Origin of the sequence: Sphingobium sp. OAS761 (genome assembly GCF_024168485.1) — a bacterium.
Taxonomy (GTDB): domain Bacteria; phylum Pseudomonadota; class Alphaproteobacteria; order Sphingomonadales; family Sphingomonadaceae; genus Sphingobium.
The window spans coordinates 102,795-123,300 of the sequence record NZ_JALJVY010000012.1 but is presented as its reverse complement, the minus strand read 5'-3'; the positions used below and the strand labels follow the sequence as shown (position 1 = coordinate 123,300).

Here is a 20,506-nt window from a genome sequence, read left to right as displayed (position 1 = left end):
CCTGTCAGCCCCGGCTGCCCGAAGCGGCGTTCACGCCAGCCAGAAAACCTTCCACCAGCCGCGCGAAGCTTTCCGGCGCATCGTCATGCACATAGTGCGACGCTTCGGCCACGCTGGCGTGCGTGAGCGCGGGATTGGCGGCTTCCAGTTCGCGAACCTTATCTATGTTGCAAAAGTCCGACTTGCCGCCGCGAATGACCAGCGTGGGCGTGCGGATCGCCGCAATCACCGGGTGCAGATCGACCACACGGGCCAAATCCGGCGCGACGCGTGTGGCGGCTATCCCCTCGGCATCATAGCGCCATACGATCCCGCCAGCTTCGTCAGCGCGCATCGATTCGAACAGCCGCTCCTCGATCGCGGCATCGGGCACGTTGGCGCGCAACTTGCGCCAGTAGGCCCGCGCCTCCGCCCAGTCGTCAAAGCAGGCAGGCAGCGCAGCCATTTCAGCGACGATCCTCTCAAATCCGGCACCACCGGTCGATGAACCCGCGGTAATGTCTTCCACCACCAGCGCGGCAAGGCGATCGGGGTGGCTGGCCGCGTAGCAGTAGGACGTCGTACCGCCCATCGAATGGCCGACGAGGACGAAGCGGTCGATGGCCAGCGTATCGACCACGGTTTCAAGATCGCTGAGATAGGCGTCGGTATAGTAGTTCCGCCCGGCATCCCAACTGCTTTCCCCTCGCCCGCGCGCATCGAACGCGATCATCCGCCACCGATCCGACAACGCTGCGGCCAGATTGCGCCACGTGCCCGAATAGCCGCGCAGGCCGTGGAGCAGGACGATGGCAGGCGCGGCCGGATCGCCCCATTGGCGCACATGAATGCCGATATCGCCATTGGCGATCCGACTGGTCCGCTCACCGGCCAGCAGGCTGACCGGCGCGGGCGGCGCATGGGAAACGGCGGCGAGGGCGGCAACCATGGCTCAGGTCAAACCGTTGCCTTCGGCATCCTCGGCGCGCAGGCCGCCGAGGCGCGCGTTGAGCCGACCGCGCGTGGCGAAGGCCCAGCACACGATCACCTCGTCACGATTGGGCGCATCATCGAACGAGACGCTCATCGTGTCGTAGTGCGAGCGCACGTAGAGCGCATCCTTGTGGCCGAAGGGGATGTCGAGGATCGTGCCGGGAACGCCGCGCTTGCCGGTGGAGGGCACCCACGAGGCTCCTCCGCCGATGGCGTCGCGCACCGGATTGGCGGCCGGATTGGTCAACAGGGCATTGCCATGTTCATATTCGCCATCGATCCCGACCAGGATCGCCTTGCCGTAGCTTTCGATCCTGGCCCCGCCGGTCAGCGCATTGAGCCTGCGGCCGATCTCCACGCCCAGCGCGGGCGATGCGTCGATCCAGGCGGACAGATCTTCGTGATAGGCGCCCGCATAGGGATTCTTGATGCAGGCGGCGATCATATACTTGAACACGGGGGCGCCATCGGCTGCGGCGCCGGTTTCACCGGCGAGAATTTCCTCAACCTGGGTGAACCACTTGCGGATGTGGAACGGGCCGAAGTTCGGCGCATAAGTCGTCATTTGCTTCTTCCTTTGCTATTCGCCGGATCGCGTCCGGATGGGCACGAGCAAAAGCGCGCTCCCGCCCGGAAATGTCACAGCGCGGTCGGATCCACGGGTTCGGCCTGGCCTTCGTTGCGGTTGAGTTCGACCTGCGAGGCGCCGCCCGTCACCGGAACACGCTGGCAGAAGACTTCCAGCATGTGTCCGTCGGGGTCATAGAAATAGATGCCGGTCGAGACGCCGTGATCGAGGATTTCCGCAATCTCCACCCCGCGTTGGCGGAAATAGGCATAGTTGGCGCGCAAGTCGTCCATGCTGGTGCCGGCCATCAGCAGGCCCACATGCTCGAATTCCTTGCCCTTGGTCGCGCCTTCTGCGGCCGGAAACAGCGCGATGTCATGATCGCTGAGACCGAAGCTCATGAACACGCCGCCCTTGTAAGGCCCGTCACCGGCCCGGGCGACGATCTTCATGTTGAGCACTTCGGCATACCACTTGGCCGAGGCTTCCGGATCCTTCACGAACAGGACGATATGCGCGATCTTCTCGACCCGGATCGGCGAGACGTTAGTTTGTGACATGTGGCAACCCCAGATCGGTGGGAACGCCCGGAACCCAGGCGAGATCGGTAATCTCGTTGAATTCGCGCCATTCCTTGGCCCACGACTTTCCACCGTCGGTGGAGCGGTAGAGATAGCCGAACTTGCTTGCGGCCAGCATGAAATCCGGATCGGCCGGATTGGTCCCGAAAGCCCACATGCAGGAGTTGGACGGCTTGTCGAGGTCCGCTTTTTCCCATGTCCGCCCCGCATCGGACGAGGTCAGGATCGCCGCCGTCGTGCCCGGCGTGCCATCGCCGATGCCAACCGCGATCTCGCGATTGCTGCCGGGCTTGCGCGTGAGCAGGCGCGAATAGCGCAGGCCCCAACTCTCCTTGGCGGGCTGGCGCACCCAGGTCCTGCCATCGTCGGTCGAACGGTAGAGCGCGATCACCGTCAGCGCGAGGTGAACCTTCGACCCATCGTCCTGCTTGAGGATCATGATGTCGTGCAGGTCCGAATTGCCACCAAATTCGGACCAGCTTGTGTCGATCCGCTCCCAGCTGTCGCCCCCGTCGCGACTGCGGTGAAGGCCACCCTCTTCCACGCCTGCCCAAACGTCATTCGCGTCATCGGGATCGACCGCCAGTGCGAGCATGCGGGGCCGGTTCACGCCCGCGCACAATTCGGGCATTTCGAGAGGGGTGCGTTCCCATATGTGGCCGCCATCGCGCGAGCGGAACAGGATCGCCAGCGAAGGCGCGCCGGTGCCCGCGTAGATCACCTTTGGATCGCTTTCGCTCGCCACCAGCTTCCACACGGCGTATCCGTTGAGCGCGCAGTCTATCCGGCTCCAGTGCACACCGCGGTCGGCGCTGTAGAACAGCCCCTTTTCCGCGCCGGCAAAGAGCGCTTCGGGGTTGGCCGGATCGACCAGCAGGCAACGCACCCGGTCATCATATTCCAGATCCTGGCGGATGTTGATCCGATACCAGTTCTTGCCATCGTCGTGCGTGCGCATCACCGCTTGTCCGTCGGTGGCGACTATCAAGGTTCTGCTCATGTCCGCTCCTGTGTTCGGTTCGATTAGGCGGCGCGGCCCTTGCCGCTGCGCCTCAGCTCAAGTTCACCCAGATGCTCTTGATCTCGCTGTAGAGTTCCATCGCCTGGCGACCATGTTCGCGGCCCCAGCCGGACTGCTTGAACCCGCCGAAGGGGGTCGCGTTGTCCACCAGGTTGAAGCAGTTGATCCAGACCGTCCCGGCCTTGACCGCTCCTGCCAGGCGGTGGGCCTGCCTGAGGTCGTTGGTCCAGATGCCGGCCGAAAGCCCGAAGTCCGAATCATTGGCCTGGGCAACCAGATCTTCCGGATCATTCCAGCTGAGCGCGCTTAGCACCGGGCCGAAGATTTCCTCGCGCACGATGCGCATGTCGCGCCCGGCATTCGCCATGATCGTCGGTTCGAAGAAGAAGCCCTCTCCCAGCGCCTTGGGCCGGCCGCCGCCGATCAGCACCTCGGCCCCTTCGGCCTTGCCGATCTCGACATAGGAGCTGACCCTGTCCCACTGTTCCTGCGAAACCAGCGGGCCGAAATTCACCGTCGGATCGAGACCGTTGCCGATCGTGAGCCGCGCGGCATGATCGGCGATGCGGGCGATCAGATCGTCATGGATCGAGGCATGCGCGTAAAGCCGCGAACCGGCGGTGCAGGTCTGCCCCTGGTTGAAGAAGATGCCCGCCGCAATGGACGCCGCCGCCGCATCGAGGTCGGCATCGGGGAGCACGATCTGCGGCGACTTGCCGCCCAGTTCCAGGCTGACCTTCTTGAGATTGCCGGTCGAACCACGCACGATTGCCTTGCCCACTTCGGTGGAGCCGGTGAAGGCGACCTTGTCCACGCCGGGGTGGTCGACCAGCGCGGCCCCCGCTTCTCCGAAGCCGGTAATGACGTTGAACACGCCCGGCGGCACACCCGCCTCCAATGCCAGCTCGGCAAGGCGCAGCGCCGTCAGCGGCGTCTGCTCGGCAGGCTTGAGAATGACCGTGCAGCCCGCCGCGAGCGCAGGCGCAACCTTCCATGCCGCCATCGACATCGGATAGTTCCACGGGACGATCAGCGCACAAACGCCGACCGGCTCGCGCACGGTATAGTTGAGGATCTTCGCTCCGCTGCGCGGCGACACCGGAAGGGTTTCCCCGCCGAACTTGGTGGGCCATCCGGCAAAGTAGCGGAAGGTCTTGATCGAACCTTCAATCTCGACGGCCTTGGTAAGGGTGGCGGGCTTGCCGTTGTCCATGCACTCGAGCAGGGCGAGCTCATCGGCGTCGCGCTCGATCAGGTCGGCAAGGCGATTGAGCAGCTTCGAACGGTCCACCGCACTCATGTCGCGCCAGGCTGGATTACCGAGCGCCTTGCGCGCCGCCTGCACGGCCGCATCGACATCTGCCACGCCGCCTTCGGCCACTTGGGCCAGTTCCAGTCCGGTTGCCGGATTCACCGTGGCGAAGCTTTTCCCGGAAAGGGCAGGCACGGACTTACCGTCGATGATCAGGCCCAGCGGCTGTCGGGCAAGTGCCGAACCGAGTTGTTCGGCTGCAGCAAACATAGCGTCGCGGTCTGACATCGTCTCGCATCTCCCCGTGGCAGGATCGCCGCGACGGACAAACCGCCGCTGATTCACCTCCTCCTACATCACCGCCATCTTGTAAACAATACTAGATTTTAAGTTTGTGTTGTTACATATACGCGACAATAAACTTGCTTGCTGCTGAGGGGAAATCACTTGGAAGATCGCCATAACAGCCTGGAACACGCCCTATTGGCAGCTGCGCGCGTGCCCTCCGCGCCGATTCCCTGCCCGGCTGAACGACCCGACCTTGCCGGCGCCTATGCGATCCAGCAGAGGGCTAACGCCGCCAGCTGTCTTCCGGTCATGGTCTGGAAGATCGGCCTGACCGGGCCCGGCGGACGGGAGGCGTTGGGTGCGCGCGAACCGATCGTCGGCCGCCTGGCTGCCAGCGCGATCTATTGCGACCGGAGCGAGATCGACTTTTCCGGCAAAGAAATGTTCGCCGAGGCCGAACTTGTATTCGAAATGGGCGCAGACCTGCCGGAGCAGGACGCACCCTATACCCGCGCCGACCTGTGCGCCGCGCTCAAGGGCATATATGCCGGCATCGAGATTTGCCGTACCCGCTTCGCCACAAGCGACCTGCCGCTGGAGCTGCTGGTCGCCGACAATGCGATGGGCCACGGGCTCGTACTGGGCCGCAAGCTTGCCGATACGTGGGATGACCGCTTTGCCGCAATGCCTGTCACTTTGACCCGCAACGCCGAGGCGCCTGTCGAAGGCTCGACCGCAATGGTGCTCGACAATCCGCTCGACGCGCTGATCTGGCTGGCAAACTGGCTGCGGAAGCATGAGGGTCGATCACTCACACGCGAACAACTGGTGGCATCGGGCAGCTGTACGGGCGTGACCGATATTTTCCCCCGCGATACGATCAGTGTGAACTTCAACGGCGCCGAAGGAGCGCGGGTCACGCTGACGGCAAAAGACTGGAAGGAGTAAACAGCGATGAGCCTGGAACTGGGACTTAAGGACAAGGTGGCCGTCATCACCGGCGGCGGCGTGGGGATCGGCAAGGAAACGGCGCGCAAGCTGCTGCTCGCCGGCGCCAAGGTCGTGATCGCCGCGCGCACAGCCAGCAAGCTTGAAGCTGCGGCACAGGAACTGCGCGAGGCTACCGGCGGCGACGTCATCGCCGTGCCCACCGACACGACTTCCAAGGAGTCGGTCGAAGCGCTGGTCGAGGCCGCCGTCGCGAAGTTCGGCGCGGTCCACATCCTCGTCAATTGCGCTGCCGCTCCCGGCGGCTTGGTGCGCAACGCCATCGAACTGGCAGACGAGGACGCGCTGATGCTCGACCTCAATACCAAGCTGTTCGGCTATTTCCGTACGGCCAAGGCCTGTGTTCCGCACATGCGCAAGGCTGGCTGGGGCCGCATCGTCAACGTCGGCGGCCTCACCGCGCGCTGCACGGAGGCACTGTCGGGCATGCGCAACACCGCGCTCGTCCATTTCACCAAGACCCTGTCCGACGAGGTCGGCAAGGACGGGATTACCGTCAACATCATCCACCCCGGCGTCACGCGGACCGAACATATCGAGGAATGGTTCGCCGAGATGGCAGCCGAGGAAGGCGTCACGGTCGATGCCATCGTAGCGCGAGAGGCCGGCGATCCGGCGGCACTCAAGCGCATGCTCGAAGTGGAGGAAGTGGCTGACCCGATCGTGTTCCTCTGCTCGCAGTTGGGCAGCGGCATCACCGGGGAATCGATCGCGGTGGACGGCGGCCTGTCGCGCGCCGTGTTTCTCTGACGACAAGGGGCCGGAGACCAATGGTCCCCGGCCCCGCCCCCCTTCGAGCGCAGAAAAATTCGAGCGATCAGGCGCGGGCGCGCCTGCGCTCTCCGGCGATGGTCAGCGTTGTCACCACGATGCTGAGCGCCAGCACGGCGCACGCGGCATATAGCATGAACCGGAACGAGCCGGTGCTCAGCGTTGCTGCAGCAGCGGCAGGGCCAAGCCCGGTGCCGAAGGTCTGGATCGAGCCCATGGCGCAGACCACCCGTCCGCGCTGACAGGCTTCCGAGCAGATTCCCGAAAGCAGCGGCTGCGCGAAGTTCCAGCTGAACATCATCAGCACGGTGGCGATCACGAAGGCATTGGGCGCCACCTGGCCGTCATATAGCAGGAAGCTGGCGATCCCCGCCGCGCCGCTGAGCATCAGCGGCATGGTTCTTCCCCAGTGACGGGGCAGAAATCCTGCCGCGCCCGCACCAACCATCCCGGCCAGGGTACCAATGGACAGCCCTCGTGCAATCACGCCTACCGGCAACGCGCTGTCGAGTCCGATGCGTTCCGAATAGCCCCATACCGCCCCCATTGCGAAGAACAGCAGGAACACGCCCAGCAGCGATCCTGCCGCCAGCCGCAGGTCGACCTTGCCGCCGCCCGCAAATAAATCAGGCTCGTCCTTGCTGCCATCGGGGAAAGCTTTCAGCGTCAGGATGACCAGGGCGGCGATAACGCCGATCAGCGCGAACACGACGCCCGGCTGGACCACCGCCTGGATGCCCGGCAACGTATAGAGGAACGCCGAGCTGAGCAGCGCGCCGATCACGAGGTACACGGAAAACGCCCGGTCAGGATTGACCGCACGGCCAAGCGCCGCGAACGAGAAACCTACGGCTATCCCCTCGCCTGCGCCGGCGACCACCCTGGCCGCCACCATCGGCACGAAGCCATCGACCGAAGCGGTCAGCAGATTGCCCGCCGCTATCAGCGTCAGTCCCAGCGCAACCGCCGGCCGCCACCGTACGCGCGCCAGCGCAAAGGTGCTCAGCCCAACCGTCACGCCCATGGCGTTGATGTCCCAGGCGACGAGATAGCCGAGCTGATCGTTGTCGAACCCCGTCTTCTGCGCGACGAGTGCGAGGAACCCCGGCGTGATGAAGATGACCACCGCACCGATCAGGGCGACCAGCGTCGCGCTGACCAGGCCCCCGCGCGAAACGCGGGTGGCCGACGCCTCGGCCGCCGCCAGTCCCGAAATTGCCGTATTCAGTTCCATCTCACGCCCTCCCGGGTTGGCGGCGCCCGGAAGACGCGGACGCCGCCCGCTATGTCAGCCCAGGACGTCTTTGACGGCGAGCGCGAACTTGTCGGCGATCTCGTCAGCTTCGTTGCGCGTGATGACGAGCGGCGGCGCGAACACGAGGGTATCCCCCAGCGCCCGGGTGATCAGGCCTCGTTCGGCGGCAGCCTTCAGGACCTGGCGCCCGGTCCGGTTCGCCATCGGCAGCGTTTCCTTTGTCTCGCGATCCTTTACCAGTTCGATGCCGAGCATCAGTCCCTTGCCCCGGATGTCGCCCACATGGGGGTGCTGGCCCAACCGGTCCTGCAACCCTTGCATCAAGTAGGGGCCGACATCGGCGACGTTCTGCACCACATTTAGATCGTCGATGAGCTTCAGCGCCGCGAGCGCTGCGGCCGCGCCGACTGGATGCGCCGAGTAGGTATAGCCGTGGCCGAACACGCCGACCTGATCGGCCCCGCCTTCGATCACGTCCCAAACCTTCGGGGATATGAACACCGCCGACATCGGGAAATAGCCGGACGTAACGCCCTTCGCCGATGTGATCAGGTCGGGCTCATATCCGTAGGTCTGGCTGCCCCAGTATGTGCCAAGGCGGCCGAAGCCCGAGACGACCTCGTCGGCGACGAGGAGAATATCGTGCTTCTTCAGGATCGGCATGATTTCATCGAAATAGCCCTCAGGCGGCGGGATCAGGCCACCTGCGCCCATGACTGCTTCGGCGAAGAACGCCGCGATCGTATCGCCGCCCTCGCGCTCGATCACATCTTCCAGTTCCCTGGCGAGCTGCTTCGAGAAATCACGCTCGCTCATACCGGCCGGGGCTTGGCGGTAATAATAGGGGGCACTGACATGCAGGATCGGCCCCTTGGGCAGATCGAAGAGATTGTGCATCATCGGCAGGCCGGTCAGGCTGGCCGTCGCCACGCCCGATCCGTGATAGGCGTTCCAGCGCGCGATGACCTTCTTCTTTTCGGGCCTGCCGCGCAGGTTGTTGTAAACCCAGATCAGCTTGAGCTGGGTTTCGTTGGCATCACTGCCCGAAGCGCCGAAGAACACGCGCGACATCGGCACCGGCGCGCGGGCCAGCAGTGCCTCGGCACATTCGGCCACTACATCGGTGCTCATCCCGTTGAACGTGTGGAAGAATGACAGGCGCTCGCTCTGCCGGGTGATCGCGTCAACGATTTCCCTGCGGCCATAGCCGAGATTCACGCACCACAGGCCGGCCATGCCGTCGAGATATTCCTTGCCGTTCACGTCGCGCACGCGCACGCCTGATCCCGAAGCCATGACCGTCGGCCCTTCGTTTCTCAGGTCGTTTATCGACGTGAAGGGATGAAACTGGCTGCGCTGGTCCTGCAGCGCATGGGGGGAAAGCTTGCTGGCCATGTGGAAACTCCCAAATGGGCCGCCTCACGAATCGCGGCCCCGATTTTGCTTCGCTGTCTTATTTGCGCAAAGTCAATTATAGCGCAACAGTCATCGTATATTGAGCTCATTTTTGCATAATGTAAACAATCAACCACCTCGGCCGAACGCCTGCTATCCCCATCGGGATTGACTCGCGCGTCCCGCTGCAACACGGATCGACCATGGAAGAAAGACCAGACCTGGGTAATGTGATGGCGATGATGTCTTTCGCCGCGGTGGTCAGCACGGGCGGCTTCTCCAACGCCGCCAAGCTGCTGGGCTATTCGAAGGCTGCGGTCAGCCGTCAGGTCGCCAAGCTTGAGCAAAGCATCGGGGTGCGCCTGCTTGACCGTACCACCCGCTCGGTAACGCTCACGCCCGCAGGCCGCGAGATGTACGCCCGTTGCGCCCGCATTGTCGATGAAGTGAGCGAAGCCAACCAGGTCATCACCGGGATGGTGTCCAAGCCGCGCGGTGAGCTGAAGGTCAACGCGCCGGTCGTGGCGTCGCTGTTCGATCTGACCTCGATCATACCCCGCTTTCTCGCGCGCTATCCGGAAGTCCGGCTGTTCCTGAACCTGTCGGACAGCAAGGTCGATATGCTCAAGGGCCGGTTCGACGTCGCCTTCTGGATGGGGGAGCCGTTCGACGCCAGCCTCGAATCGGTCCAACTACGCACATATCCGATGGTGCTGGTGGCCGCTCCGGCCTATCTGGCCGGGGTCGGCTGGCCTTCTACCCCCAATGATCTGAAAGACCACACCTGCATCGTGGAAACCCATCTGTCCAAAGTGGGCGAATGGCGCCTTTCCGACGATATGATCGTGGCCGTCAACCGCGGCCCGTTGACCACCAACTCGGTCCGCATGGCGCGTGAGGCGACGCTTAACGGGCTCGGCATCAGCTACCTGCCCCGTTTCCTGGTAGAGGCCGACATCGCCGCAAAACGGCTTGAGCCTCTGCTGGAGGATCTGGTGACCGAAAGTATTCCGCTGCACATCATCTTCCCGCGCGGAAACTTTGCTCTGTCGAAGGTTCGCGCGTTCGTGGACTTTGTACGGGAAGAAACGAATGACGAACAAGGCCACGGTTCGGGCGCGCTGCTAGGCCTCGCCACCGCAATCTGATCGCGTCGGCGCGCCTGCAGCGTGCGGAAAGGCGCCAGTGGCTGTCGCAGCAGCCCCCCGCGCTTACAGATCGTAGCAGTCGTTCTCGAACCCGAACGCCAGCGCGCCAAGGTTGCGCGCATAGGGGAACGGGTTGTTGGCCACGTGCGCGCGGGCGCAGTGGATATCCAGGAATGCGCGCTGGACCACATTTCCGCTATAGATGGCTTTGCCGCCGGAAAACAGCATCAGCTTGTCAATCGCCTCGACACAGCGCGAAACCATCGCGGTGGTGTGGTGGCCAAGCTGCGCGCGCCGCTCGATCGGCCAGTCGCCGGTCCGCGCCCTTGCCTCCAGCTCAGCCAGATCATTGGCAAGCCGCGCTTCCAGATCGCTGAGCGTCAGCATCACCTCCGCCACGGCTTCCTGGATCATGGTGTCGCTCGCCACCCGGACGCCGGTGTAGGTCGTTCGCTTCTGCCGGGTCGCATCCACGAACACCTCCAGCGCACGGCGCAGCGAGCCAAGCGACGTGGTCGACACCGTCCGGTTGAACAACTGCGCGAAAGGAATGCGGTAGAGCGCGCCCGGATTGGCGGCATGGCCGGGACAGTCCAGGTTGAACATATCACGCTCGCGGATCACCCTGTGCTGCGGCACGAACACGTCGTCCACCACGATATCGTTGCTGCCGGTCGGGCACAGTCCCATCGTCCGCCAGGTATCGATGATCGCATAATCGCTGCGCGGCACGAGGAAGTTGTAGGGCTCGGGCTGACCGTCGCCATCGTCGGCCACCATGTTCGCGCCCAGGATGACCCACTGGCAATGCTCCGATCCGCTGGAAAAGGCCCAGCGCCCGCTGAAGCGATAACCGCCCTCAACCTTGGTCGCCTTGCCGGTGGGCATGTAGGAGGAACTGATCAGGACCGACGTGTCCGCGCCCCAGACGTCCTGCGCCGCCTGTGGATCGAACAACGCCAGCTGCCAGTTGTGGACCGCCACCACGCCATAGACCCAGGCACTGCCCATGCAGCCTTCCGCCAGGGCCTTAGCGACCTCACAGTAGGTCGCCGGCGACATTTCGTAGCCGCCGTAGCGGGCTGGCTGAAGAATGCGGAAAAACCCGGCCTCCTGGAACGCGGCGATGGTATCGGGAGACACCTGCCGGTTGCCGATTGCCTCCTCCTCGCGCGCCCGCAAAATTGGCACCATGGCACGAGCGCGAGCCACGAGCTCGTCCGGATCCGGATGCGTCGCAGAAGCGTCGCCCGGCGTCGGGTTTGAGGGGTCGTGATGCGCGCTCATCGTTCGGGACATGTCCAGCTCTCCTGTTCGGAAGCGAATCGCTTGGCTCGCCTCAACTGATAGCAGCATCGCCGCGAAACGTAAACAATACGGCATTTTCAATGATGATTGTTACATACAATATCCTAAATTTTCCCTCCAATTGAAACAAATAAATTGTTTAATTACAGCTTATTATGAAAGTTTTGGCGGCGGCGTTGGCACTGACGCCAATGGCACTCAAAACCCCCGCATGTCTGTTTCCTGTGGGTAACAATAGATCGTTATTGCGCCGCACTGTAAACTATGAGACACATATCTCCGACAACTCGTCCGATTGTGCCGACTAAGAATTGCACCACTGACAGGTTTAGGGAGAAAGCAGATGAAGTACTCGATCCGCGATGCGCGGTTTGCATCGCTGTTGTTTTCTTGCACCGCCATGACCGTCCCCACGTTCGCCGGTGCGCAGGAAGCGCGCTCCGCCCCGACGGAGGATTCCGCCGACCAGGGCATGGCCGGCGAAATCATCGTCACCGCAACCAAGCGCAACGAAAGTCTGCAAAGGATTCCCATCTCGGTCAGTGCCTTCACCGGCGAGCAGGTGGAGCGCCTGGGCATCACCGATACGACCCAGATCACGCAGCAGATCCCGTCATTGCGCGTGAACGCTTGGTCGCCGAACCTGACCATCTTCAGCCTGCGCGGCATTTCGCAGAGCAACTTTACCGACAATCTCGAAGCCCCCGTCGCCGTCTATCAGGACAACGCCTACATCGCCTCGATGAACGCGGTCGCCGGCCAGCTGTTCGATATCAAGCGCGTCGAAGTGCTGCGCGGACCGCAGGGCACGCTGTTCGGTCGCAACGCCACCGGCGGCCTGATCCATTACCTCAGCGAAGACGCCAGCAAGGATGAATTCAACGGCTATGCCATGGGCGAATATGGGCGCTTCAACGCCTGGTCGCTGGAAGGCGCGGTCGGCGGCGCCATCGCGCCGGGCCTCCGCTTCCGCGGCGCGGCGCGCGTGGAAAAGGCCGACGGCTACATCAAGTCGCGTGATACGCTGGACGGCGAGGGCAATCTCATCGCGCCCGGCAGCGGGCAGGATCTCGGCGGCAAGAACGGCTGGGCCGCCCGCATCAACATCCAGGCCGATCTTTCGCCCGATGCCACGCTCAGCCTGTGGTACAAGCATGCCGAGGACAACAACGTCGCCACCGGCGGCTATGTCTTTGAAAACTGCGTCTATCTCGCCAACGGATATTGCAACACCAGCGCAACCGGTCTCAGCGACGACCAGACCGGCGTGATCAATGGCGTGACCGGGCTCCCCGCCTCTCCGTGGGAGCATTTCGGCGAACGGCGCGGCTCGCTCAACCGCGTGATGAATTCCTATCAGGGTCAGCTCGACTGGAAGCTCGGCGACGTTCAACTGACGTCGATCACCAACTATCTGACGATGAACAAGACCTATGTCGAGGATGGCGATGCCCTGCCTTTCCTGATCGTCAACGTCGATACATTCGTCAAATTCAAGCAATTCTCGCAGGAATTGCGTCTTTCAGGAGACAGCGAGCCCCTGAAATGGCAGGTCGGCGCCTACTTCCTCGACATGAAGTATGACGGCCTGCATGGCGTCACCAACGCGCCGATCATCGACCTGGCGGTCGCCGGAAACGGGGGGTTCTCCGTCCCGACGGTGGATCAATTCTACAAGATATCGTCAAAGAACTGGTCGATCTTCGCGCAAGGCGACATCCGCTTCACCGATCGGCTGTCGCTCACCGTAGGCGGACGCTATTCCAAGGACAACAAGGCGATCGACTACGTCAACGTCCTCAGCGATCCCACCTACGCGCCCCAGCCCGATCCTGTCGTGCTCTTCACCGATAAGGATCTGGCCGCCGTGGTTCCGGGGGTGAACCGCGAAGTCTATTCCGACTGGGCCGCGCGGGTCTCGCTCAACTTCCAGGCAACGGCCGATACGCTGCTGTTCGCTTCGTGGAACCGCGGCATCAAGGGGGGCAACTGGTCACTCTCATCGAATATCGCGGCACAGGATTTCCGCCACCGGCCCGAGACGCTCAACAGCCTCGAAGCCGGCTTCAAGACTTCGCTGTTCGATCGCACGCTCCGGCTGAACGGCACGGTCTATCACTATATGTATGATGACTATCAGGCCTTCTCGCTCGCCGGCGGGGTGCCGCGTATCTACAATAGCGATGCGCACGCGACCGGCGCGGAACTGGAAGCCTTCTGGTCTCCCTCGCCACGCTTTGACGCCGTGTTCGGCGCCACCTGGGAAACGTCATCGGTCGACAGCATCCCGGCGACGGGCGTGCAGTTCGGCCCGGAATTCTTCCCGGGTGCGCCCGACACGCAATATTGCACCAACATCGGCGGGGCCTTCCGGTGCGAATTCCCGCAAGCCAACATCACCAAAGCCGAGTTGCCCAACGCCCCACGCTTCAGCTTCAACTATCTGTTGCGCTACAATGTCGACGTGGCCGGCGGCAATCTCGCGGCCCAGGTCGATGGGGTGTGGTATGATGACCAGTTCCTGGAAGTCACCAACGGCCTTGGCTCATTGCAGAAGGCCTACAACGTCACCAACGCGTCGCTGACCTACAAGCACAAAGGCACCGGTGCGTCGATCACCGCCTGGGGTCGCAACATATTCGACAAGGCCTATCGCGCTTATGCACTCAATCTGGGCATATTGGGGGTCACTTCCATCTATGCTCCGCCAACCACCTATGGCGTGACGTTGCGCGTCCCGTTCGGGGCGAACTGACCTATGCGCCTAAGCCGTTGGCGTTCACCAATGCGCGGAGAAGTTCCGCCAGCTCGCGCTTCTGCGAAAGCACTGGTCGCGTGGGCTTATCAGGCTGTTGAAGAAGTCGGTGGCGCTACAGGCTCGGACGTGTTTTCACCCTAGCACGGTCGTAATCTGAGGTTGCAAGGATGCTTGGAGCGGGCCGGCGTTCGAGAGGGCCTTCTCTTACACCGATCTGGAGAAGCGGGTGCGGACGGACAGACAAGATCAGGGGTCGTCTTCGGCGACGAGCGCATTCCGTCCCATCGGGGCCGGTCACGACAAGCCATCCGTCCCCGACCTGCGCCCGCTACCTTTCTGTAGCGAGATCATCGTTCGATATTGCATCGTCCGGCGCCGCCGAAAATGCCGCAACGCAAAAAACCGCTTGTTGCGAATCGAAAATCATGGCATTTCGGATTTAACGAATAATGATGTTCGTTGATATATTCCGGCTTCGTCCATCGGGGGGCGAGGTTTAGGTGGGCACTCCGTCAGGATAGGCCGAAGGCAAAGGTGCCGCCCCCGAGGATGTGAAGGCCGTCCCGCGTGGGCGGCTTTTTTGTTTCTGCATATCGCCGGAATGCCTGCTTCCAAAGGGGGCTTGAGGCTATGTGGAACACGCAATCTATATTGAAGACGGGAAGCACCCTGCTCGCTTCGGCGTGCATTGTCGCGATGGTCGGCGGCTGCGGCAGCAAGCCCGACGGCAACAGCGTGGCCCCGGTGGACATCGCCGAGGGCTCGGTCGAGAAGCCTAATCTGAAGCTTGGCTTCATCAAGCTGACCGACATGGCGCCGCTCGCAATCGCGAAAGAAAAAGGGTTCTTCCAGGAGGAAGGCCTGAACGTCACGCTCGAACCGCAAGCAAACTGGAAAGTGCTGCTCGACGGCGTGATCGGTGGACAGCTTGACGGCGCGCACATGCTCGCGGGCCAGCCGCTCGCCGCGACCATCGGTCTTGGCACAAAGGCGGACCTGATCGCGCCGCTCAGCCTGGACCTCAATGGCAATGCCATCACCCTGTCCAACAAGGTCTGGGGCATGATCTCCAAGGACCTGCCCAAAGGTCCGGACGGCAAGCCGACCCATCCCATTTCCGCTTCGGTGCTCAAGCCCGTGATCGCCAGCTTTCAGGCGCAGGGCAAGCCGTTCAAGATGGGCATGGTCTTCCCGGTGTCGACCCATAATTACGAACTGCGCTACTGGCTGGCCGCCGGGGGCATCAAGCCGGGCTATTATCTGCCGGGCGACGTCGCCGGCAATACCGACGCCGACATCCAGATTTCGGTGACGCCGCCGCCGCAGATGCCCGCGACGATGGAAGCCGGCACGATCGAGGGCTATTGCGTCGGCGAACCCTGGAACCAGGCTGCCGTGCAGAAGAAGATCGGCGTGCCTGTCATCACCGACGAGGAAATCTGGCACCTGAACCCGGAAAAGGTGTTCGGCCTGCGCAAGGATTTCGCGGAGAAATATCCCAAGACGGCCGCCGCCCTGATCCGTGCGATCATCAAGGCGCAGCAATGGCTGGACGCGGACGGCGGCAAAAACCGGGCGGAAGCGGTGAAGATCCTGTCACAGCCCAATTATGTGGGCGCGGACGCGGCGGTGATCGCGGCGTCGATGACCGGCAAGTTCACGTTCGAACCGGGCGACACGCGCCCCGCGACGGACTTCAACATCTTCTTCAACCACAATGCCGGCTATCCCTATTATTCCGACGCCATCTGGTACCTGACCCAGATGCGCCGCTGGGGCCAGATCGCCGAACAGAAGCCCGACCAGTGGTATGTCGACACCGCCAAGGCCGTCTATCGCCCCGACCTGTATCTGGCCGCGGCCAAGGCTCTGATCGCCAAGGGCGTGATCCCCGCCGACAGCGTGCCCGATACCGACGGTTTCAAGCCGGCGGACAGCGGCTTCATCGACGGCAAGACCTATGACGGCCACAAGCCCAACGCCTATCTCGACCAGTTCGCGATCGGCCTGAAGGGCAAGGCGACCGTCACCGCCGCCGGCGTCGCGTCCAACTGAACCACCCCATCACTGGAGACGGCATCATGAACCAGATGACAGCGCTTCGTGCCGATCGCGGCAATCCGGACGAAACCCTGACCTCCGGCCCGGAGGCCGTCTCCACCATTCATGCCCCACCCGCCGTGCCGGAGGAAAATCCCTTGACCCGTTCAACACCGCCGGCATGGATGAGGCGTTTCATCCCGTCCGGGTCCGACATCGCGAAGGCCGCCAAGAGCCTGATCGCGCCGGTCGCCGGCATCGTCCTCTTCCTCACCCTCTGGGCGGTGCTGGCACCGCAGGTACAAACCTCGCTAGGCGCCCTTCCCGGACCGGTGGCGGTGGCCGAGCAAGCCGGTGCGCTGTATGACGACTATCGCGCTACCGAACAGGCGAAGGCCGATTTCTACGCGCAGCAGGATGCGCGCAACCAGGCGCTGATCGCCGCCGGCCGACCGGCCGAGGTGCAGAATTTCCCCTATAGCGGGGCGCCCACCTTCATCGACCAGATCATCACCTCGCTCGAGACGGTCGCGCTCGGTTTTCTGCTCGCCACGGTTGTCGCCGTGCCGTTGGGGCTGGTGTGTGGCCTGTCGAAGCGGATCAATGCCGCGATCAATCCGCTGGTCCAGATATTCAAGCCGGTAAGCCCGCTCGCCTGGCTGCCCATCGTGACCATGGTGATTTCCGCGACCATGACCAGTCCCGATCCGATGCTGCCCAAGAGCTTCGTGATCTCGGCCATCGTCGTGATGCTCTGTTCGCTGTGGCCGACGCTGATCAACACCTCGGTCGGGGCGTCGTCGATCGACAAGGATCTGCTCAACGTCGGCCGCGTGCTGCGGCTGAGCTGGGGCGCGCAACTGACCCGTCTGATCCTTCCTTCGTCGCTGCCCTATATCTTCACCGGCATGCGCCTGTCGCTGGGGGTCGGCTGGATGGTGCTGATCGCAGCGGAAATGCTCGCCCAGAATCCCGGCCTCGGCAAGTTCGTGTGGGACGAATTCCAGAACGGGTCCAGCCAATCCCTGTCCCGCATCATGCTCGCGGTCATCATCATCGGCTTCATCGGTTTCGCGCTCGACCGGCTGATGGGCGCGCTCCAGGCCTTCGCCAGCCGCAACCACAAGGCCTGAACGGCAGACCGCAGCGTTTCTTCAAGGAAGGATCAGGCAAATGACGCCCATATTGCGCCTGCAAAATGTGTCGAAGGCCTATGTCGACGGCACGGGATCGACCACGGAAGTGCTGGACGGCATCAACCTGGACGTGGCCGAAGGCGAATTCATCGCCATCCTGGGCTTTTCCGGATCGGGCAAGACCACGCTCATTTCCACCATCGCCGGGCTGATCGAGCCGGACAGCGGCGAGATATTGGTCAAGGGCGTCCCGTGCAAGGGCCCCGGCGCCGACCGCGGGCTGGTGTTCCAGAGCTATTCGCTCTTCCCCTGGCTTACGGTGGAGGGAAATGTCCGGCTGGCGGTGGAAGCCGTGCACAAGAACCTGTCCCGGGCCGAACAGGCCGCGCTGGTGAAGGAAAAGGTCGAACTGGTCGGCCTGGGGCATGCGATGGATCGCAAGCCGGCCCAGCTTTCCGGCGGCATGCGGCAGCGTGTCGCAGTGGCGCGCGCGCTGGCGATGAAGCCGGAAATCCTGCTGCTCGACGAGCCCTTGTCCGCGCTCGACGCCCTGACCCGCGCCAAGTTGCAGGACGAGATCGACCGCATCCGCGCGGAGGAAAAGCGCACCATCATCCTGATCACCAACGACGTGGACGAGGCGCTGCTGCTCGCGGACCGGGTGGCGGTGCTGGAACCCGCGCCACGCGCCCGGATCGGCCGCATATTCGACGTGACCATCGCCCGCCCGCGCGAACGCACGGCATTGAACCATGACGCCCGCTATCAGGGGCTGCGCAACCAGATCGTCCAGTATCTGGGCGGCCTGAACGCGCACCAGAAGGATGCGGCCGGCGCGGATTCGGTTACCCTGCCCGATGTCACGCCGATCACCCTGCTCGCGCCGCCCAAGGCCTATCAGGACGCGGCCAGGACCAACATGGAACGCCGCTTCCTCGAGTTTTTCAACCTCAAGAAGGTCTATCCGACGCCCAAGGGGCCGCTGACCGTGGTCACCGACTTCAATCTGCTGATGAACAAGGGAGAATTCATATCCCTGATCGGCCATTCGGGGTGCGGCAAGTCCACCGTGCTGTCGATGGCGGCGGGTCTCAACGCCATCAGTGGCGGCGGCATCATCCTGGACGGACGCGAGGTCGATGTCGCCGGACCGGACAAGGCGGTGGTGTTCCAGGCGCCGTCGCTGATGCCGTGGCTGACCGCGCGGCAGAATGTGTCGATCGGCGTGGAGCGGGTCTATCCGCACACGTCCAGGGCCGAACGCAGCGACATCGTGGAATATTATCTGTCGCGTGTCGGACTGGGCGACGCCATGGACAAGCTGGCCGCCGACATGTCCAACGGCATGCGCCAGCGCGTCGGTATCGCCCGCGCCTTTGCCCTGTCGCCCAAGCTGCTGTTGCTCGACGAGCCCTTCGGCATGCTGGACAGCCTGACCCGATGGGACTTGCAGGATGTGCTGATGGAGGTGTGGGAGCGCACCAAGGTTACGGCGGTCTGCGTCACTCACGATGTCGATGAGGCGATATTGCTGGCGGACAAGGTCGTGATGATGACCAACGGGCCGCAGGCGACGATCGGCAAGATATTGGAGGTCGACCTGCCCCGGCCGCGCGACCGCAAGGCGCTGCTCGAACATCCGAAATTCTACGCCTACCGCGAGGAAGTGCTGCAATTCCTCGCCGATTACGAACACGGGGTTCAGGCGGACGCCGCCTGATCATCCCCGACGCAAGCCGTCCCCCCCAATGACGTAACCATGTTTCAGGGATGAGATGAGATGAAGAAAATTGCCTATCTGGGGACCGCCCTCGCCGCACTGGCTGTTTCGCCGGCTCTGGCCAAGACCTATCCCGTTGGCGAGGGTCTGACCCTGACGCCCAGTATCGATGCGCGGCTGCGCTATGAACATGTCGATCAGGACAATGCGCTGGACAATGCCGGCGCGCTGACGGTCCGCGTCCGTCCCGGCCTCACGCTGGGCACCAGCAGCGGCTTTTCGGTGCTGGTCGAAGGCGAAGGCCTGCTCGCCATTTCTGAAAAATATAACAGCACCACCAATGGCAAGACCGGCTTTTCGGCCGTTCCCGACCCGCAGAACATCGAACTGAACCGCGCCCAGATCCAGTATAAGGGCAAGGGATTCACCCTGACCGGGGGTCGCCAGCGCATCAACCTGGACGACCAGCGTTTCGTCGGATCGGTCGGCTGGCGCCAGAATGAACAGACGTTCGACGCCGTGACGGGCGAAGCGACCGTCGGGCCGGTGATGCTGAACGCCACCTATGCCTGGTCGGACCGCACCATCTTCGGCATCGATGCCGGCCCGCGTGAGGCGTTCAGCGGCAATTACTTCTTCCTGGGCGCCGGAGCGAAGGCCGGACCGGTGACGTTCAAGGCCTTTTCCTACCTGCTGGACCAGGACGAGGCCGCGCGCCTGACCATGTCGAGCCAGACCTACGGACTGCGCGCCGGCGCCGCCCTGCCGATATCCAAGATTGCCAAACTCAGCCTGACCGGCAGCTATGCCCATCAATCCGATTATCAGCAGAACCCGGTCAGCTATTCCGCCGACTATTATATGGGCGAGGTCGCCCTGTCGGTGCGCAACGTCACATTGACCGGCAATTATGAAGTTCTGGGCTCCGACAAGGGCGCCTTCGCTTTCCAGACGCCGCTGGCCACCGGGCACAAGTTCCAGGGCTGGGCCGACCTGTTCCTGACCACCCCGGCCAAGGGCGTACGCGACCTTAATGCCGGCCTGTCGGCGAAGTTCCCCAAGCAGAAGGCCCTGCCGGGCCTGAACGCCGCGGTCATCTACCATGATTTCCGCAGCGACGTGGGCAGTCTTCACTACGGCACCGAATGGGACGCCCAGATCGGCTTCAAGGTCTGGAAGACCGCCCTCCTCCTCAAATATGCCGACTACAACGCCAAGGCGTTCGGGGTCGACACCAAGAAACTCTGGATCCAGCTCGACTGGGCCTATTGACGAAAGGCCGAAG

At 63.0% G+C, this 20,506-nt stretch carries 16 protein-coding genes; 8 read left to right on the top strand and 8 right to left on the bottom strand.

The genetic code is table 11. The features are described from left to right. Positions 1-4 precede the first annotated feature (4 nt). The 5 genes from J3E64_RS16515 to J3E64_RS16495 form a co-directional block, all read right to left on the bottom strand. Complete coding sequence (locus J3E64_RS16515; protein WP_253344130.1) at positions 5-928, bottom strand: alpha/beta fold hydrolase; 924 nt, start codon at positions 926-928, stop codon at positions 5-7. A gap of 3 nt (positions 929-931) precedes the next feature. Further along, the gene (locus J3E64_RS16510) at positions 932-1,537 is read right to left on the bottom strand and encodes an amino acid synthesis family protein (RefSeq protein ID WP_253344129.1); all 606 of its coding nucleotides are present in this window, start codon (positions 1,535-1,537) and stop codon (positions 932-934) included. A 74-nt stretch (positions 1,538-1,611) separates the two neighbouring features. After that, positions 1,612-2,100: a VOC family protein gene (locus J3E64_RS16505; RefSeq protein ID WP_253344128.1), complete on the bottom strand. Its 489-nt coding sequence runs from the start codon at positions 2,098-2,100 to the stop codon at positions 1,612-1,614. Further along, positions 2,087-3,121, bottom strand: coding sequence for a glycosyl hydrolase (locus tag J3E64_RS16500; protein WP_253344127.1), 1,035 nt, complete (start codon positions 3,119-3,121; stop codon positions 2,087-2,089). The genes J3E64_RS16505 and J3E64_RS16500 overlap by 14 nt, the downstream gene beginning before the upstream one ends. A 52-nt stretch (positions 3,122-3,173) precedes the next feature. Continuing rightward, positions 3,174-4,682 (bottom strand): aldehyde dehydrogenase family protein, encoded by a 1,509-nt coding sequence (locus J3E64_RS16495; RefSeq protein WP_253344126.1) that lies wholly within the window; start codon positions 4,680-4,682, stop codon positions 3,174-3,176. A 159-nt stretch (positions 4,683-4,841) separates the two neighbouring features. Here J3E64_RS16495 and J3E64_RS16490 point away from each other — a divergent pair, with 159 nt between their 5' ends. Then, positions 4,842-5,630: a 2-keto-4-pentenoate hydratase gene (locus J3E64_RS16490; protein WP_253344125.1), complete on the top strand. Its 789-nt coding sequence runs from the start codon at positions 4,842-4,844 to the stop codon at positions 5,628-5,630. A 6-nt stretch (positions 5,631-5,636) separates the two neighbouring features. Next, the gene (locus tag J3E64_RS16485; RefSeq protein ID WP_253344124.1) at positions 5,637-6,440 is read left to right on the top strand and encodes an SDR family NAD(P)-dependent oxidoreductase; all 804 of its coding nucleotides are present in this window, start codon (positions 5,637-5,639) and stop codon (positions 6,438-6,440) included. 67 nt (positions 6,441-6,507) lie between these two features. Here the strand turns inward: J3E64_RS16485 and J3E64_RS16480 are convergent, their stop codons facing one another. After that, positions 6,508-7,695: an MFS transporter gene (locus J3E64_RS16480; protein ID WP_253344123.1), complete on the bottom strand. Its 1,188-nt coding sequence runs from the start codon at positions 7,693-7,695 to the stop codon at positions 6,508-6,510. Between the two features lie 54 nt (positions 7,696-7,749). Beyond that, a complete protein-coding gene (locus J3E64_RS16475) occupies positions 7,750-9,111 on the bottom strand; it encodes an aminotransferase (protein ID WP_253344122.1) in 1,362 nt (453 codons plus the stop codon). A gap of 203 nt (positions 9,112-9,314) precedes the next feature. On the opposite strand from J3E64_RS16475, the gene J3E64_RS16470 reads away from it, so the two are divergent. Continuing rightward, positions 9,315-10,259: a LysR family transcriptional regulator gene (locus J3E64_RS16470; RefSeq protein ID WP_253344121.1), complete on the top strand. Its 945-nt coding sequence runs from the start codon at positions 9,315-9,317 to the stop codon at positions 10,257-10,259. A gap of 63 nt (positions 10,260-10,322) precedes the next feature. Here the strand turns inward: J3E64_RS16470 and J3E64_RS16465 are convergent, their stop codons facing one another. Further along, positions 10,323-11,558 carry an acyl-CoA dehydrogenase family protein gene (locus J3E64_RS16465; RefSeq protein WP_253344120.1) on the bottom strand — a complete coding sequence of 412 codons (1,236 nt, stop codon included), beginning with the start codon at positions 11,556-11,558 and terminating at the stop codon, positions 10,323-10,325. 352 nt (positions 11,559-11,910) lie between these two features. Here J3E64_RS16465 and J3E64_RS16460 point away from each other — a divergent pair, with 352 nt between their 5' ends. The 5 genes from J3E64_RS16460 (at position 11,911) to J3E64_RS16440 (ending at position 20,493) form a co-directional block, all read left to right on the top strand. Then, the gene (locus J3E64_RS16460) at positions 11,911-14,322 is read left to right on the top strand and encodes a TonB-dependent receptor (protein WP_253344119.1); all 2,412 of its coding nucleotides are present in this window, start codon (positions 11,911-11,913) and stop codon (positions 14,320-14,322) included. A gap of 654 nt (positions 14,323-14,976) precedes the next feature. After that, the gene (locus J3E64_RS16455; RefSeq protein WP_253344118.1) at positions 14,977-16,380 is read left to right on the top strand and encodes a CmpA/NrtA family ABC transporter substrate-binding protein; all 1,404 of its coding nucleotides are present in this window, start codon (positions 14,977-14,979) and stop codon (positions 16,378-16,380) included. A 26-nt stretch (positions 16,381-16,406) separates the two neighbouring features. Next, positions 16,407-17,498, top strand: coding sequence for an ABC transporter permease (locus J3E64_RS16450; protein WP_253344117.1), 1,092 nt, complete (start codon positions 16,407-16,409; stop codon positions 17,496-17,498). Between the two features lie 40 nt (positions 17,499-17,538). Beyond that, complete coding sequence (locus tag J3E64_RS16445) at positions 17,539-19,221, top strand: ABC transporter ATP-binding protein (protein WP_253344116.1); 1,683 nt, start codon at positions 17,539-17,541, stop codon at positions 19,219-19,221. A 60-nt stretch (positions 19,222-19,281) separates the two neighbouring features. Beyond that, positions 19,282-20,493 carry an alginate export family protein gene (locus J3E64_RS16440; protein ID WP_253344115.1) on the top strand — a complete coding sequence of 404 codons (1,212 nt, stop codon included), beginning with the start codon at positions 19,282-19,284 and terminating at the stop codon, positions 20,491-20,493. The last annotated feature ends 13 nt before the right edge of the window (positions 20,494-20,506 follow it).

Bases quoted from the DNA above. Each gene is read 5' to 3' on its own strand.
- J3E64_RS16495 (WP_253344126.1), bottom strand. From the start codon at position 4,682: ATGTCAGACCGCGACGCTATGTTTGCTGCAGCCGAACAACTCGGTTCG.
- J3E64_RS16445 (WP_253344116.1), top strand. From the start codon at position 17,539: ATGACGCCCATATTGCGCCTGCAAAATGTGTCGAAGGCCTATGTCGAC.
- J3E64_RS16515 (WP_253344130.1), bottom strand. From the start codon at position 928: ATGGTTGCCGCCCTCGCCGCCGTTTCCCATGCGCCGCCCGCGCCGGTC.
- J3E64_RS16440 (WP_253344115.1), top strand. From the start codon at position 19,282: ATGAAGAAAATTGCCTATCTGGGGACCGCCCTCGCCGCACTGGCTGTT.
- J3E64_RS16460 (WP_253344119.1), top strand. From the start codon at position 11,911: ATGAAGTACTCGATCCGCGATGCGCGGTTTGCATCGCTGTTGTTTTCT.
- J3E64_RS16485 (WP_253344124.1), top strand. From the start codon at position 5,637: ATGAGCCTGGAACTGGGACTTAAGGACAAGGTGGCCGTCATCACCGGC.
- J3E64_RS16475 (WP_253344122.1), bottom strand. From the start codon at position 9,111: ATGGCCAGCAAGCTTTCCCCCCATGCGCTGCAGGACCAGCGCAGCCAG.
- J3E64_RS16470 (WP_253344121.1), top strand. From the start codon at position 9,315: ATGGAAGAAAGACCAGACCTGGGTAATGTGATGGCGATGATGTCTTTC.
- J3E64_RS16450 (WP_253344117.1), top strand. From the start codon at position 16,407: ATGAACCAGATGACAGCGCTTCGTGCCGATCGCGGCAATCCGGACGAA.
- J3E64_RS16505 (WP_253344128.1), bottom strand. From the start codon at position 2,100: ATGTCACAAACTAACGTCTCGCCGATCCGGGTCGAGAAGATCGCGCAT.
- J3E64_RS16500 (WP_253344127.1), bottom strand. From the start codon at position 3,121: ATGAGCAGAACCTTGATAGTCGCCACCGACGGACAAGCGGTGATGCGC.
- J3E64_RS16480 (WP_253344123.1), bottom strand. From the start codon at position 7,695: ATGGAACTGAATACGGCAATTTCGGGACTGGCGGCGGCCGAGGCGTCG.
- J3E64_RS16510 (WP_253344129.1), bottom strand. From the start codon at position 1,537: ATGACGACTTATGCGCCGAACTTCGGCCCGTTCCACATCCGCAAGTGG.
- J3E64_RS16465 (WP_253344120.1), bottom strand. From the start codon at position 11,558: ATGTCCCGAACGATGAGCGCGCATCACGACCCCTCAAACCCGACGCCG.